The organism is Flavobacterium sp. W22_SRS_FP1 (assembly GCF_052113685.1).
In the GTDB taxonomy this organism is placed as follows: Bacteria; Bacteroidota; Bacteroidia; order Flavobacteriales; family Flavobacteriaceae; genus Flavobacterium.
This window is the reverse complement of the sequence record NZ_JBGQOE010000032.1, coordinates 16887-32841: the sequence shown is the minus strand read 5'-3', so window position 1 is coordinate 32841 and position 15955 is coordinate 16887. Positions and strand designations below refer to the sequence as shown.

Sequence of the window (15955 nt, the reverse complement as noted above, 5' to 3'; positions counted from 1 at the left end):
AATTTTCGTTTTTCCATCGTACAAAATTATAGTTTTTGATTTATAATTGTGTCCGATTATTTAAGGGGTCAATACAGGAGTTAGGAGAGCAATAAACAAGTTTTGGTATAATTTTTAAACGAATTTCGTATAGTTTTAGTTTAGAATCTCAATTGTCGAAATATAAATTCCCTCAAAAAAAATACACTTCCAGCCCCTCTGAAGAGGGGAGTTAGAAGTGCAATAAACAAGTTTCGGCTTAATTTTTAAACGAATTGCCTAGAGTTTTAGTTTAGAATTTCAATTGTTGAAATATAAATTACCTGAAAAAACAAACCCCCAGCCCCTATAACTCTAGATTATATTTCTGAATATGAAAAACACACCCCCAGCCGCTCTGAAGAGGGGAGTTAGAAGTGCAATAAAAGAGTTTTGGTTTAATTTTTAAACGAATTGCCTAGAGTTTTAGTTTAGGATTTCAATTGTCGAAATACAAATTACCTGAAAACACACACAGCCCCAGCCCCTATAAGTCTAGATTATATTTTTGAATATGAAAAACACACCCCAGCCCCTCTGAAGAGTGGAGTAAGGAGAGCAACGAACATGTTTTGGTTTGATTTTTAAACGATTGATATAAGTGTAATTTTAAATTGTTAAAACACAGATTCCTTCCCAAAGAAGAGGCAGCGGATTCCCCTCTTGAGAGGGGTTAGGGGTGTGTTCTTGTATGTAATATAAAAGAAAATCATTTCCTATTCCCACAAAAATACAGATTGATATTTTTTTGTTTTAAATTCCAGCATCAATATTATTCCAACTTAAAAAACTGATTGTTGGCTATCGCCTCTTTTAAAGGTGCCAAATCTTTCAAATTTACTTTCTGCTCAAAGGCGGCAATATGTCTGTCATGATGCACATCTGACCCCACATAAGTGTACATTCCTTTGGCAAGCAATTGTTCTGCTATTTTTGTGATTTCAGCGCCGTAATAACCTACAACCGCTAGAAGATTGAGTTGAAACAGGCAGCCCGCTCTTTTTAGCTTCACGTACTCATTAAAATTATTGTGATAAAATAAATAACGCTCCGGATGGGCAAGGACTGGAATGTAGCCTGCCACCTGCAAGTCAAAGAGTATGGAATACAATTGTATAGGTGCATTGATATATGACATTTCGACCAATACATAATTATCTTTCAAGGTCAATAAATCATTCGATTCAAAAAGACGCACAAACTGATCGTCCATCAAATATTCTGCGGCGGCTTGAAAAGGAATTTTTAAATCGTTTTTCTCCAATTCCAGCACTGTCGCATTTTTATTAGCAACAATTTGTTCATGGGTATTGTCCCAGACATGCTGAATGATGTGCGGTGTGGTGATAATCTCTGTCACGCCAAAACCTTGAAGCGCTCTCGTAAGTCCTAAAGTATCCGCAAAGTTTTTGGCACCGTCATCGATACCCGGCAAAAGATGCGAGTGAATGTCTATATGACCCTCTGGAATTAAATCCTTTAGAACCGGCTTATTTTTAGAGAAAAAAAACACTTTTCTGTATTTATAATTAAGAGAACAAAGTAAATGAAATTTTACCGATTAGTATTCTTAAATTAAACACAATATTTCGGACAAATCGTTATATTTGTTAAATAACGCTTCAACTAAAACCTGCATTATAGTAGAAATGGAGAGTAGAAGATTTAGTCATTACATGAACCACAAAGAAAATAATACCGCTAAGGAATGGCTGTTTGAGATAACACCTAAAAACAAATTCTTCTCGCTGAACCTCAAGGAAGTTTGGCAATACAGAGATTTGTTACTTCTTTTTGTAAAAAGAGATGTGGTGACCGTTTATAAGCAAACCGTTTTAGGCCCGCTGTGGTATTTGATACAACCGTTATTTACCTCCATTACTTTCACCATTATTTTTAATAATTTGGCAGGAATCAGTACGGGAACCGTACCTCCGTTTTTGTTCAATTTGGCTGGAATCACAGTCTGGAATTATTTTACAGCTTGCCTTAACGGAACCTCGAATACTTTTGGAGCCAACGCTGGAATATTTGGTAAAGTCTACTTCCCACGTATCATTGTGCCCTTGTCGATTGTGGTTTCTAATCTATTGAAATTTGGTATCCAGTTTTTTATCCTTCTATGTTTTTATGCCTATTATTACAGTCAGGGCGCGGCAATAGGAATGAATGCGAGCACCGTATTTTTTCCGCTACTAATAGTATTGATGGGAATCTTAGGGCTTGGATTGGGCATGTTTATCTCCTCCCTGGTAACCAAATACCGCGATTTTAGTAATCTGATTGGCTTTGGAGTGCAATTGCTGATGTATTTATCGGCAGTGATGTATCCTATGGCTTTGATTAAAGAAAAACTGCCTCATTACGGCTGGCTGGTTGAATACAACCCCTTAGCGTATGTGATCGAAACTGCTCGTTATATGCTGTTGGGTGTGGGGCATCTTTCGGTTTGGGGATTGGCCTACACTTTTGGAATAACGCTGTTTGTGTTTTTTGCAGGAGTATTGATTTTTAATAGGACGGAGAAGAGTTTTATAGATACAGTGTAGTGGTCAGTGTTCAGTTTTTAGTAATCAGTTGTATTAGAATTTCAATAATAAATGAGTAAAGATATCATCTTAAAAGCCGAAAATATATCTAAGCAATACCGCCTCGGGCAGGTAGGCACGGGCACTATGGCGCACGATTTGAATCGATGGTGGCATCAGGTGCGCGGAAAAGAAGATCCTTATTTAAAAATTGGCGATACCAATGACCGAACTACCAAAGGGACCAGCGATTATGTTTGGGCACTACAAGACATAGATTTTGAGGTGGAACGTGGTGAAATTTTAGGGATTATAGGAAAAAATGGAGCGGGGAAATCTACCTTGCTCAAGATCTTATCCCGGGTTACGGCTCCCACTACAGGAAACATAAAGTTTGGAGGCCGTGTGGCTTCCTTGCTCGAGGTGGGAACCGGTTTTAATGGCGAAATGACAGGACGTGAAAATATCTACCTCAATGGCGCCATTCTGGGCATGACCAAAAAAGAGATTGCATCTAAAATAGATGAAATCATTGAGTTCTCCGGTTGTGAGCGGTATATAGATACGCCGGTAAAACGTTACAGCAGCGGAATGACAGTGCGTTTGGCTTTTGCCGTGGCGGCATTTTTAGAACCAGATATTCTAATTATTGATGAAGTATTGGCGGTGGGCGATGCCGAATTCCAGAAGAAAGCCATTGGGAAGATGCAGGATATTTCAAAGGAAGGTGGTAGAACGGTGTTGTTCGTGAGCCACAATATGGCGGCGGTGAAACAGTTGTGTACAAGGGGGATAGTTTTGGAAGATGGAGGGGTTGTGTTTGATGGGGATATTGACGAGGCTATACAGCAGTATTTGGATGTTAATTTTGATATAAGTATAATGTATAATACTGAATTAAGAAATGACGTTGCTCATATAAAATCGGTAGAAGTCTTGACTAATCTAAAAAGTTTTTATCATGATTTTAAAGAAGACTTAGTTATAAAAATAAATTTATTTTCACCAGAGATACTGATTCAACCAGCTGTTTCTTATCAAATTGTTTCGGTTAATGACGAACCAATTGTACATGAATTAAATCTTGGTAAAGAAAATATGTTTTGTGAAGAAACGGGAACGTATGAACTTATATCTGAAATAAAACAATTAAGCCTATATCCGGGGATTTATAAACTAAATGTTTTTTTTGCTGATAATTTTTTAAAAAAGAAATTTGATCAAGTGCTAAATGCATGTAGTTTTGAAATAATTCTTAATGAAAAACGTGATTATTATTATAGTAAAGGTTCAGCAATGTATAAAGAACAAAATACATCATGGAAAATAAATAAAATAGATTAAAATAAACAGGTTTTCGATGGAAAATAAGCAAAATACAATTTTAAGTCCCTTAACAAAATCATCAAATGTTGAAAAAATATTAGAAATTGATTCTAATCATATAATTCAGAAATATAAAAAAGAAATCAGTATTGATGTGATTCGTTTTTTTAAGAATTATAAGACAGTATCATTATATAAATGCCTTGATACCGGATATAAATTTTATTATCCATTTACTTCGGTTGGAGATAAAGAATTTTATGAAGACCTTTCAAAGAACAGGAAAAATTATTACTCGGACAGATGGGAGCATAAAAAAGCTTTAAAGTATATTGGAGAAGATACGTCTGTTTTAGAGATTGGTTCTGGATTTGGTGCTTTCCTAAAGTTGTTAAGAGTAAACAAAATTGAATCAAAAGGGCTAGAATTAAACCCCCTTGCAGTAATAAAATGTAAGGAAGAGGATTTAGATGTGAGTCAAAAACTGATACAAGAAGAAGCTGAAACAAGTAAAAGTAGTTATGATGCGGTTTGCTCTTTTCAAGTGTTGGAGCATATTACAGAAGTTCATAGTTTTATCGAATCATCTGTTGAAGTTTTGAAAAAGAGTGGTAAGTTAATCATAGGAGTCCCAAATAACAATCCTTTTTTGTTTATTAATGACAAATATCACACCTTGAATTTACCTCCTCATCATGCAGGTCTTTGGGATGAAAATTCATTAAAATCTCTTGAAAATATTTTTTCTATACAACTTGTGAATATTGAATTTGAACCTCTAGAAGTTTCCTATTCTTATTTTATTGATTTTCAAATAAATAATGCTACTAATGTTTTTGTCCGAAAGCTATTAACACTCTTAAATAAAAGAATGCCTATATTGCTTAAGAAAATTATTTGTCGATTTGTTAAGGGGAGAAATGTACTGGCAGTATTTAAAAAAACTTATTGATGGATAATTTTACAAAGATTCCTTTTACTAAAGAAAACTTAGACCGATACTATATTAGAACCTCACTGTTTAATGCTTTAAAAGAAGCTTTGCCTCAGTTCAAGGGAGATTTATTAGATATTGGTTGTGGTAAAATGCCTTATAAAAATTATATTTTAGAAAATAGTAAGGTAACAAAGTATGTCGGTTTGGATATTGAAACAGCTTTAGAATACGATACTGTAATAAAACCAGATTATACTTGGAATGGTAAAGTAATGCCTTTTGAAAATGATAGTTTTGATTGTGCTTTTGGAACGGAAGTATTAGAGCATTGTCCTGAACCTGAAATTGTTTTAAAAGAAGTTTTTAGAGTATTGAAACCTAATGGCGTATTCTTCTTTACAGTTCCTTTTTTGTGGAATTTACATGAAGTGCCTAATGATGAATACAGATATACGCCATTTTCATTGGAAAGACATTTAATTAATTCAGGTTTTAATGAAATAGAAATTCAAGCAACAGGGGGATGGCATGCTTCATTAGCGCAAATGCTAGGATTATGGGTCCGAAGAAGTCCAATGTCAAAAAGAATAAGGAAATATTTATCCATACTCTTAAAACCAATAATTGGGTATTTGATTAGAAAAGACAAGAGCTCTTCAATTCAATTTTTAGAAGGTCAAATGATAACAGGATTATATGGAATTGCAACGAAATAAAATTGCGATGGTTTCGCCTTCTCATAACGCTTATTCGGAGACCTTTATTCAAGCTCAAAAAAATGGTTTGAATGGAACGATTTATTATTATTATGGAGGTGTTTTGCCACTGTATTTGGAGGGATATGGAAAGTTAATGCTTCCTTCCATTTCTTGGGTGGTAAAAATAAAACGCAAACTGGGATTCAAAACTTTTAATGCTGATGAAACGGCTTTTATGCAGTCACTAAAAAAGAATAAAATTCAAGTTATTTTAGCACAATATGGACCTACAGCTGATCGACTAGTGAAAATTTGTAAAAAGATAAACATTCCTTTGATTACGCATTTCCATGGATATGATGCTTCTATAAAAGTCGTTATCGAAAACTGCAACAACTACCGCGACGTTTTTGCTTACAGTACCTATGTGATTGCGGTTTCTGTTGCTATGCAAGAGAAACTAATTCAATTGGGTTGTCCAAAAGAGAAAGTGCTTTATAATCCCTGTGGACCCCATCCCTCCTTTGTCGAGATGCAACCCGCTTTTTCAGAACCTGCCTTTATCGGACTGGGTCGTTTTGTTGACAAGAAAGCACCTTATTATACTATTTTGGCTTTTAGCCAGGTTTTACAGCAGTACCCGCAAGCCCTGTTAATTATTGGAGGCAAAGGGGAGTTGTATGAAGTATGCCATAATTTAATACGGTATCTAAAAATTGAAAATAGTGTTGTGTTACCGGGAATACTTACTCAAGAACAATTTAAGAACTATTTGTCAACTTCCTTAGCCTTTGTACAGCATTCGGTTACCGCACTTTCAGGGGATCAGGAAGGAACTCCAGTGGCTGTTCTAGAAGCGAGTGCGGCAGGACTGCCTGTGCTTGCAACATTTCATGTTGGTATTCCGGATGTGATTATTGACGGAGAAACCGGACTCTTGGTGGCGGAGCATGATGTATCGGCTATGGCTGAAAAGATGAAGTTACTTTTGGGAAATAGAGAATTAGCAATGCAGTTGGGAAAAAAGGGGAAAGAAAGAATAAAAAATAACTTTACAATGGAGCGGCATTTAGGGAAAATTGATATATTGATAAATAAAGTGATAAAAAAAAATGAGTAGCCCTCTGGTTTCCATAATAATTCCTACCTATAACCGGGCTCATCTTATAGGCGAAACGCTGGATAGCGTGTTTGCGCAGACCTATGTCAATTGGGAATGTATCTTTGTGGATGATGGTGGTGTTTCTCTAGAAGGAGTGTAATATATAAAATAAAGAGATAATGTTATTTTCCATACTCATAGCTAATTATAACAATGGGCATTTTTTTAAGGATTGTTATAAGAGCATATTATCACAGACCTATGCTAATTGGGAAGTGATTATCGTGGATGATTGTTCTACAGATGATTCGGTAGCTGTTATGAAACAAATTATAGGTGATGACAATCGTTTTAAAATTTTCTTTAATAATGAAAATAAAGGTTGTGGTTATACTAAAAATAAAAGTGCAGAACTAGCCTCTGGTGAGATTTGTGGGTTTTTGGATCCGGATGATGCCTTAAAAAATGATGCACTGGAGTCAATGGTCGCTTTGCATAAACAGTTTGAGGACGTAGCGATAATTACGTCAAAATATGAATTGGTAGATTTGGAAATGAATTTTATTGAAAATGGTTCTCACGGTGAGGGAATTCCTGTAAACAAATCCTATTTGACTTATGGAAAAGCTGCGTTCACCGCTTTTGCCACTTTTAAACAAAAGAAATATTTGCAATCTGGCGGAATTGATGCAAAAATGAAGCGCGCAGTAGATCAGGATTTGTATTATAAAATGGAAGAGCAGGGACAGCACTTGTTTGTGGATAAAGTGTTATATCGGTATAGAATTCATATAAACAGTATATCAAACAATGAGAACCTTTTTAAAGCCAAATATTGGCATTTTTATGCGATGAAGAAAGCGTATAAAAGAAGAAAGCTTGCCCAATTAAAAAACGATAATCTTTCTAAGCAATACATAGATGAATATGCCTCGGACTATTATCTCGGTAGATTTATAACAGTAAAGCATACAAGGAAATATAGTGCTAAGTTTTATTTTTTGCTTAAAGCAATTTTAGCAAGCCCTACACATAAAATTGAACTTAAAATTAAAAGTTTAATTTTGTTAACTTTAGGAAGAATATGAAAAATCCTTTAGTCTCCATAATCGTTCCTTGTTACAACCAAGCACAGTACCTGGATGAATGTTTGATTTCGATTTCGAATCAAACATACTCGAATTGGGAATGCATTATTGTTAATGATGGTTCACAAGATGCAACAGAAACCGTTGCAATGAATTGGACAGCAAAAGACAATCGAATTAAGTATTTACAAAAATCAAACTCAGGACTTAGTGCTGCTAGAAATTCAGGCATTACTTCAGCTCAAGGAGAGTTTATTTTGCCATTGGACGCTGATGATAAAATTAGTCCCGATTATTTAGCGCAGGCAATACAAGTGTTTGAAAATGATAACACTCTTAAAGTAGTGTATTGTTTTGCAGAAAAATTTGGTACTGAGAGAGGACGTTGGGAACTACCAGATTATAGCTTGTACAACCTGAGTCAAAACAATTTGATTTTTTGTACAGCTCTATATCGCAAAAAAGATTGGGAATTAGTTGGGGGATATGATGTCAAGATGATTTATGGTTGGGAAGATTGGGAGTTTTGGATCGCTATGCTCAAGAATGGTGGCAATGTAAAAAGAATTGAGCAAGTTGGTTTTTATTATAGAATTAAGTCAAATTCGATGTTGAATACTATTAATGATAAAAATGCAGATTATTTATCGGACTATCTGAGTGTGAAGCACGCAGATTTTTTTGTGAAGCATTATGGGTCTTTTAAAAAAATGAAACAAGAACTACTTCAAAATAAAAATGAACAGGAGCATAAATTAAAGAGCGAAAAGTTTGCAATAGATGTTTTTTCCTCTGTATTTTTTGGGTTTTCTATTTTTGGGAAATATAAAAGACCAAAGAATAAATAATTATTATTTAATCCTATTGAGATGCCCGAAGATAAAATGCAATTTTTAGCATATTACTTACCACAGTTCCATCCCATTCCTGAAAATGATGCATGGTGGGGTAAAGGTTTTACCGAGTGGACCAATGTAGTGAAAGCAAGACCACTTTTTAAAGGCCACGAACAGCCTATATTGCCTGGTGAATTAGGTTTTTATGATTTACGAGTGTCAGAAGTCCAACGCCAGCAGGCGCAATTGGCACAAGACTATGGTATCGATGGTTTTATTTATTATCAATATTGGTTTGGTAATGGGAAGATGTTATTGGAACAGCCAGCTGAACAAATGCTGAAAAATATAGATATTACCACACCTTTTTGTTTTTGCTGGGCAAATGAAACTTGGAAAGGAATCTGGCATGGATTAGATAATCCTAAGGTTTTGATAGAGCAAACTTATAATGGGGAGCAAGATTATAAAAATTACTTTAATTATTTACTACCTTTTTTTAGAGATGAACGCTATATAAAAGTTGATAACAAACCCATGTTTCATATTTATAGAATCGAGGACATTCCAGACTTAGATTTATTTATTAAAATATTTAATGACTTGGCTATAAATCAAGGTTTTTCGGGTATTTATTTTATAGCTACTGTAGTGTCACATTTAGATGTTATGTTGAATAATCCCGCCGTTTACGGCCAAATAGGAATGGATGTTTTTTTTAAAATGCGGTACGGCAGAAAGCCTTTTTTTAAAGAAAAAAGTTTGTTACGGAAAATTGAAAATAAATGTATAGAAAAATTTAGTGCTTCCTATAAAATAGGTGTAAGGAAGAAACCGTTAATTTTTGATTATAAAAAAGGTGTTACTCATTTTAATATCAAATTTCCTAATACTAAATATATTTCCTGCGTTTTTCCTAATTGGGATAACTCAGCGCGAAGTGGAAAAAAATCATTAATTTTTATAAATGCCAATCCTACAGATTGGCAGCATCATTTACAAATTGCTGCGGAGGAACTATTAAAAAATCCTCACAACCCACAATTTGTGATTATAAAATCGTGGAATGAATGGGCTGAAGGAAATCACTTAGAACCTGATGCAAAGTACGGACTGGGTTGGCTTAAGGCAGTAAAAAAAGTCAAAGAGCAATTTAATAAAAAGTAATAAAAGTGAAATCTAATTTAAAAAGCATTCCTCTTGTATCAATTGTTCTTCCAGTATATAATGGGGAAAAATTCTTGGCACAATCTATAGAAAGTTGCCTCAATCAAACTTACCAAAATTTAGAATTAATCATTGTTTATGATTCTTCAAATGACAATTCTTTGGAAATAATCACGTCCTATGCTAGCAAAGACAATAGAATTAAAATCATTAATAATGTCGAAAAAAAGAATTTACCTGCTGGTCTAAATATTGGTCATCATATTGCAAAAGGTGATTTTGTAACTTGGACAAGCGATGATAATATATTTGAAAGTATTGCTATCGAAGAGATGTTAAAAAAACTTTGTGAAAATGATATTGATATAGTGTATAGCGATATGGTAATAATTGATCATAATGGGGAAAAAGTTAGGGACTTTGTTTTTCTTGATTTTGAAAATATAATATTCCGCAATTATATTGGGAACTGTTTTCTCTACAAAAAAGAAGTTTTTGAGAGAAACAAAGGGTATAATGAAAATTGTTTTTTAGTTGAAGACTATGATTTTTGGTTACGGGCTATTTCACATAGTCGTTTTTATCAACTTAGAAAAAAACTGTATTGTTATAGAAAACACGATACAAGTTTAACGCATCAAATCGCTTTTGATAATGAAAAGAAACAAATTTTTAATGAGAGTGTAATTAAAATGTATGACAGTTTCTCAAAAACATTGTTAAAAAAGGATTGTTTAATTATTAGGGAATTTTTAACCAAATCTTTAACCTATCAAAAAATACCTTTTGAATGGATTATAGAGAATGAAAGTGTCATTAATCAATTCAAACAAGAGTTATCTCACAATATTAATTTTCAAAACAAAAATGTCATTGAAAAAATATTCTTAGATAAAATAGTTCATCTAATGATTCTAGACAAGGGTGTGAAAACTAATCTTTCCAAATCTTTTTATATTGTAAAAAAATACGGTTTGTTTTTGGATAAAAAAGCAATCAAAACGTTAATCAAATATTCATTTTTCAAGAAATAACGATGCCAAAAGTATCCATAATAATGGCGACCTATAACAGAGCGCAATGTATACTGGAATCCATTCAGTCAATCCAAGCACAAATATTCACAGATTGGGAATGTTTAATAATTAACGATGGAGGAACCGATAATACCCAGGAAATTTTAGCCCCTATTTTAGAACAAGATATAAGATTTAAATATTTTAGACGAACCCCAGATTATCAAAAAGGATTACCGGGGAGCAGAAATTACGGTTTAGACCTTGCCAAAGGCGATTATATTATATTTTTTGATGATGATGATATTGCACATCCGCAAAACTTAGAATTGTGTGTGTTCGAATTATCTAAAAAAGATGTTTCATTTTGCAGGTACATAAGGGATATTTTTACTGGTGATTTTGTTTATAATTTTGATTATTCAAAAACATATACTTCCTTTTATATAGATTGTCATTATATTGAACGCATTTTGAAAAATGAATTACTTTTTAATTCTTGTGCTGTCATGTGGAGAAAGGAGTGTTTTAAATATCATCGTTTCGATGAAAATTTAATGTATGCGGAAGAGTGGGAATTGTATTCGAGAATTATTTCTGACGGAGTTAAAGGAATCTCGATTAATAAATCGTTATTTTACGGGCGTAAACATGCAGATTCAAATACAGGAGAATTCTTTAATAATAATCCTTTTAGAAGAGCATCAAACGCACAAGCTATTTATTTAGTGGTAAAAAATTTGAAAGAAAGAAACATGTTGTCTATTGAGATACTACGTTATTTTATTCAAGTGTCTTTGCAATATAAAGAATTCAACCTGTTTGAAAGAATTATAAATACCTTAGATTTACCAAAAATAGAAGGACTAAAATGGAGATTATTTTATGCTCATTTACCTTTGCGGTTATTTTTTTATGGAATTTGGAAAAAGGTTAAAAAATAATAGTCACTTAAATGAAATTTCTAGTAATCGCACAAAACTTAAAGGTATCAGGAGCAAGTGAAGGGATCGTTTCCCGCTCTTTTCTGGCGAAGTTGCGCATGGCATATCCGGAGTCGGTTATTGATGTACTGTATTTAAAAAATCACTCCAGCGAAGATCAGCTACATCTTTTGCCCGTTGATTCCATTCAATCGCATGTTCTAAATTTAAAATCACCTTTTTTAACTAAGTGGCTCAACCGTATTTCTTGGAGACTTTTTCATATTTCTTTATACGACCGGTTTGTACATAAGTTGTATGGTTCCAATATTTCAAAAATAAAACACGAGCAGTACGATCATGTTTTTATAAGGAGTTCAGGCTTGAATCATGAAACGCTGTTAGGCACCAGAGATTTACCCATTCTTAAAAAAGCTATTATTAATTTTCACGATCCCTATCCTTTTTTTTGGTACCAAGGCTCTCATCATGAGCTGTCTGGTGTAGAATTATTTCGACTCAAAACGATGTATAAAGTCGTTCAGCAGGCCAAAGCTTGCATTAGTACAGCGCAATTAATGTCTAATGATTTAGAATTTTTATATGGTTCCCGAAAAAAATTCGCCACTATACCACATCAATTTTCTCCATCAGTTTTTGATTTAACAGATATCCAGAAGGTAAGACTGAAACAAAAGAAGCTGACAATTGCCTACCATGGTTCGATTCAGTTTGGACGCAAAATCAACACGCTTTTGGATGCGTACTCAGCATTAGTTACTGAAAATGTAATCATCAAAGAAGAAACAGAACTTGTGTTACGGTTAGGAGGCGGAGATGTAAATGCGTTGCGGGATAACTATAAGGATTGTGACAACATAGCGATTTTGCCTACGTTGAATTTTTCTAATTCAGCTTATGAACAAACACACATTGCCGATATAAACGTCATATTAGAGAACGGACCACTATATTGTAATATTTTAGTAGGCAAAGCACCTTTTTTAGCTTCGTTGCATAAACCTGTGTTTTGTGTGTCACCGGAGCGGAGTGAACTAAGACAAATTATCGAAGATCCTGAATTGATTGCAAATGGAGGAGATGTAGCAGATGTAAAAGTAAAATTAAAAATACTTATTGAAAAAAGGTTGGTTTCTAATGAGAATGTTGATTGCTTTGGGGATTATTTTGGGAATGAACTATTTAAAGAAAGACTTAATGAAATTTTAGGATGTTAGCTATTATAATTCCATATTACAAGGTCACTTTTTTTGAAGCAACACTCAACTCATTAGCTAATCAAACGGATAAAAGATTTAAAGTGTATATTGGAGATGATGCTAGTCCTGAAAGTCCAAATGATTTGTTAGAAAAGTTCAAAGGGAAATTTGATTTTGTTTATCATTATTTTAAAACAAATTTAGGAGGTACTTCATTAGTGAAACAGTGGAATCGTTGTTTGGAAACAGCAGGTAGTGAAGAATGGGTTATGTTTTTGGGAGACGATGATTTATTGGAAGAAAATGTTGTTGATGAATTTTATAAAAATTTGAATGAAATAGATGCTATAGCTAATGTTGTACGTTATTCAACTTGTAAAATAGATGCATTAGGATTGTTGACTTCGTCTCAATATATTCATCCGAAAATAGAGTATTCAACAGATTTTTTTTTTAGAAATGTGAGGTCGTCATTAAGTGAATATATTTTTAGAAAAACTAAAATAAGCGAAATAGGATTTAAAGATTTTCCTCTCGCTTGGAAATCAGACGTTTTAGCTGTTCTGGAATTTTCTAATTTCAAAAATGTATATTCAATTAATGATTCAAAAGTGTACATACGCATTACCGATTTGAGTATTTCAGGTAAACAGGATAATTTAAAGTTAAAATACAAAGCAGTTTTTGATTTTTATTATTATTTAATAGCTTACCACTTACATTATTTTAATGCAACTCAAAGGGATAAGTTATATGTACAAATAAATAAAAGTTATCTCAACGATAAAAAAAATGTTGGTTATTTTATGAAATTATCTGGTTATTATTTGAGCAAATTTCTATTTGTAAGCTACTTTAACTTTCTAAAATCAATTATAAAAAACATACTCAAGATTAACTAATGCGAATAGGCTACAACCCTCACAAAGATAAAGCAATATTGCAATCAGACTACCTACATCAGGTAGTTATTCCGGTATATATACCTCATCAAGAGCGGTATTTCAAAGACAGTTTGGAAATTCTTCAATTATGTTTACAATCCTTGTTGAAAACGGTTCACAACAGAACCTATATTACTGTTGTTAATAATGGAAGTTGTAAAATAGTTATTGAGTATCTGGACCAAATGTTTCGTAAGGGCCAAATACAAGAACTCATTCATACTGACAACATAGGGAAACTAAATGCAGTGCTAAAAGGGCTTGCAGGGAACAACATAGAACTCGTTACTATTGCAGACGCAGATGTATTGTTTTTAGATAATTGGCAATTTGAGACTACAAAAATATTTAGAACACTACCAAAAGCTGGTGTAGTAGGTATCGTGCCTCAATTTAATATGTTCAAAAATAAGTGTGGAAATGTTCTCTTTGATACTCTTTTTAGTGAAAAATTAAAATTTATTCCTATCCAATCAGCTGAAGGGTTGATGCATTTTTATGACAGTATTGGTTGGGACAGGAGTTATAATAAAGATTATCTCAAATATGGTTTAGGGTTAGAACATAATGGGGTTAACGTGTATGTAGGTTCCGGACATTTTGTAGCTACATATAAAAAGCAAATGTTTCAGGAAATGAAATCGCACCTGAATTACAAATTAGGCGGAGATTCGGAAAATTATTTAGACACTTTACCATTGCAATATGATTATTGGAGAGTAACTACTTATGATAATCATGCCTATCATATGGGGAATGTTATTGAAGATTGGATGTTCGCAAACACACATGTTGAAAATAAAAGAAGTGCTATTGATTCGGGCTTTAAAGAAAATAAACGTCTTAATTCATTATTGTTTTTGTTTAAGAACAAGCTGTTTACTACCTTTTTATTTAATGACTCAATTTCAAAAATTTTCTATCGGTGGAAAAATTTGCCAAAATCAATGTTGCATAATTTTAATAATATTGTTCCCAAATGAAAGCTTCTATACTGATTATTTCAAAAAACAGAAGGGAAGCGTTAGCTTTTACTTTAAGTAGATTAAAAAGTATGGTGGATATTTCGATACATGAAATACTGGTTTTACTGGATGGATGCACCGATGGTTCAGAAGAGTTAGTAAATCAATTTGATTGGGTCAATTGGACAGTTTTAAAGGATAGTATTGGAGCTTCGAGTGCAAGGAATCTCCTTTACAAAAAAGCTACGGGTACTATTTTTATTGGATTTGATGATGATGCACACCCACTACAAGATGATTTTATCACAATTGTTGCATCTATATTTGAACAAAATAATAATTTGGGAATTATCGCTTTCCAAGAAATTAAAGGTGTTTTTAAAAATGATGAAGAAGCTTTGTCACAAAAGCCAAATCAAAAAGTTGAATATTTATGCAATGAATTTGTAGGTTGCGGTTTTGCGATTACTAAAAGTTCCTATTTAGCAACAAATGGATTTCCTGTATGGATAGATATTTACGGCGAGGAATCCTGTGTTGCAATTGAAGTGATAGCTAATAAGGAAGATATACTATATACCAATAGGATTTCAGTAAATCATCGTGTAAATACGCAAGCGAGATTAAATAGTGGTATGAATTATTTTAGATTCGAAAAGCAATTGAAAAACACAGTTTTTTATTTTATAGTGTACCATAAAAATCCAAGTTTTAAAATAATGAAAATGCTTTGGCATAATTTTACAAAATACGCTTTAGAAGACAGATTTTTTTTTAAAAGCTATTTTAAAACTATTGGTATTATAATAGTACAAATACCAAAAGTTCTACAATATAGAAAACCTGTTTCAAAATTAGTTATTAAGAAAAAGCAGGAATTAGCCTCTCCTATTTTTCATTAAATATATCTTACCTGAGTTTAAATGATAATAATTTCATGAGAGAGCTGAAGAAAAAATTGATTTAAACTAAAATTCATATACCATTGAGATATTTTTATAAAATATTCCACCGCATATTGAAACATTTCACTACTTTTATCCAATAATACGACGAATAACTGGAATTATTCGAGGTCTTACACTAATCAATTTGCTCAAAAAAACGGGGTTCTAGCCGGTATTTTTGAGCTTTTTTTATGTAAAAAAAGGACTTAAAATTACTTTTTTAGATCAGTTTTTTTGCTT

Annotated in this window: 16 protein-coding genes; 15 read left to right on the top strand and 1 reads right to left on the bottom strand. The window is 32.9% G+C overall.

Annotation, left to right across the window (positions count from 1 at the left end; all coding sequences use genetic code 11):
• Positions 1–790: 790 nt before the first annotated feature.
• A complete protein-coding gene (locus ACEN2H_RS13975; protein WP_441733390.1) occupies positions 791–1531 on the bottom strand; it encodes a tyrosine-protein phosphatase in 741 nt (246 codons plus the stop codon).
• 163 nt (positions 1532–1694) lie between these two features.
• Between ACEN2H_RS13975 and ACEN2H_RS13970 the strand changes: the two genes are divergently transcribed.
• Genes ACEN2H_RS13970 through ACEN2H_RS13900 form a run of 15 tightly spaced genes read left to right on the top strand, consistent with a single transcriptional unit; the run spans position 1695 to position 15670 of the window.
• On the top strand, positions 1695–2567 hold the full coding sequence (locus tag ACEN2H_RS13970; protein WP_441733388.1) for an ABC transporter permease: 873 nt from the start codon (positions 1695–1697) through the stop codon (positions 2565–2567).
• A gap of 51 nt (positions 2568–2618) precedes the next feature.
• Positions 2619–3890 (top strand): ABC transporter ATP-binding protein, encoded by a 1272-nt coding sequence (locus ACEN2H_RS13965; protein WP_441733387.1) that lies wholly within the window; start codon positions 2619–2621, stop codon positions 3888–3890.
• 16 nt (positions 3891–3906) lie between these two features.
• Complete coding sequence (locus tag ACEN2H_RS13960) at positions 3907–4824, top strand: class I SAM-dependent methyltransferase (RefSeq protein ID WP_441733385.1); 918 nt, start codon at positions 3907–3909, stop codon at positions 4822–4824.
• Entirely contained in the window at positions 4824–5525 is a 702-nt protein-coding gene (locus ACEN2H_RS13955) for a class I SAM-dependent methyltransferase (RefSeq protein WP_441733384.1), read from the top strand. Before ACEN2H_RS13960 ends, ACEN2H_RS13955 begins: the two co-directional genes overlap by 1 nt.
• Complete coding sequence (locus ACEN2H_RS13950; protein ID WP_441733382.1) at positions 5506–6627, top strand: glycosyltransferase; 1122 nt, start codon at positions 5506–5508, stop codon at positions 6625–6627. The genes ACEN2H_RS13955 and ACEN2H_RS13950 overlap by 20 nt, the downstream gene beginning before the upstream one ends.
• The gene (locus tag ACEN2H_RS13945) at positions 6620–6769 is read left to right on the top strand and encodes a glycosyltransferase family 2 protein (protein ID WP_441733380.1); all 150 of its coding nucleotides are present in this window, start codon (positions 6620–6622) and stop codon (positions 6767–6769) included. The genes ACEN2H_RS13950 and ACEN2H_RS13945 overlap by 8 nt, the downstream gene beginning before the upstream one ends.
• A gap of 19 nt (positions 6770–6788) precedes the next feature.
• Positions 6789–7697, top strand: coding sequence for a glycosyltransferase family 2 protein (locus ACEN2H_RS13940; protein WP_441733378.1), 909 nt, complete (start codon positions 6789–6791; stop codon positions 7695–7697).
• A complete protein-coding gene (locus tag ACEN2H_RS13935; RefSeq protein ID WP_441733376.1) occupies positions 7694–8545 on the top strand; it encodes a glycosyltransferase family 2 protein in 852 nt (283 codons plus the stop codon). The genes ACEN2H_RS13940 and ACEN2H_RS13935 overlap by 4 nt, the downstream gene beginning before the upstream one ends.
• Positions 8546–8566: 21 nt before the next feature.
• Complete coding sequence (locus ACEN2H_RS13930; protein ID WP_441733374.1) at positions 8567–9700, top strand: glycosyltransferase WbsX family protein; 1134 nt, start codon at positions 8567–8569, stop codon at positions 9698–9700.
• A 5-nt stretch (positions 9701–9705) separates the two neighbouring features.
• Positions 9706–10734 carry a glycosyltransferase family 2 protein gene (locus tag ACEN2H_RS13925; protein ID WP_441733372.1) on the top strand — a complete coding sequence of 343 codons (1029 nt, stop codon included), beginning with the start codon at positions 9706–9708 and terminating at the stop codon, positions 10732–10734.
• A gap of 2 nt (positions 10735–10736) precedes the next feature.
• Positions 10737–11660 carry a glycosyltransferase family 2 protein gene (locus tag ACEN2H_RS13920; RefSeq protein WP_441733370.1) on the top strand — a complete coding sequence of 308 codons (924 nt, stop codon included), beginning with the start codon at positions 10737–10739 and terminating at the stop codon, positions 11658–11660.
• Positions 11661–11671: 11 nt separating this feature from the next.
• Positions 11672–12877 carry a hypothetical protein gene (locus ACEN2H_RS13915; RefSeq protein WP_441733368.1) on the top strand — a complete coding sequence of 402 codons (1206 nt, stop codon included), beginning with the start codon at positions 11672–11674 and terminating at the stop codon, positions 12875–12877.
• Positions 12871–13761, top strand: coding sequence for a glycosyltransferase family 2 protein (locus ACEN2H_RS13910; protein WP_441733366.1), 891 nt, complete (start codon positions 12871–12873; stop codon positions 13759–13761). Before ACEN2H_RS13915 ends, ACEN2H_RS13910 begins: the two co-directional genes overlap by 7 nt.
• On the top strand, positions 13761–14786 hold the full coding sequence (locus ACEN2H_RS13905; RefSeq protein WP_441733364.1) for a glycosyltransferase family A protein: 1026 nt from the start codon (positions 13761–13763) through the stop codon (positions 14784–14786). The genes ACEN2H_RS13910 and ACEN2H_RS13905 overlap by 1 nt, the downstream gene beginning before the upstream one ends.
• Positions 14783–15670, top strand: coding sequence for a glycosyltransferase family 2 protein (locus ACEN2H_RS13900; protein WP_441733363.1), 888 nt, complete (start codon positions 14783–14785; stop codon positions 15668–15670). The genes ACEN2H_RS13905 and ACEN2H_RS13900 overlap by 4 nt, the downstream gene beginning before the upstream one ends.
• The last annotated feature ends 285 nt before the right edge of the window (positions 15671–15955 follow it).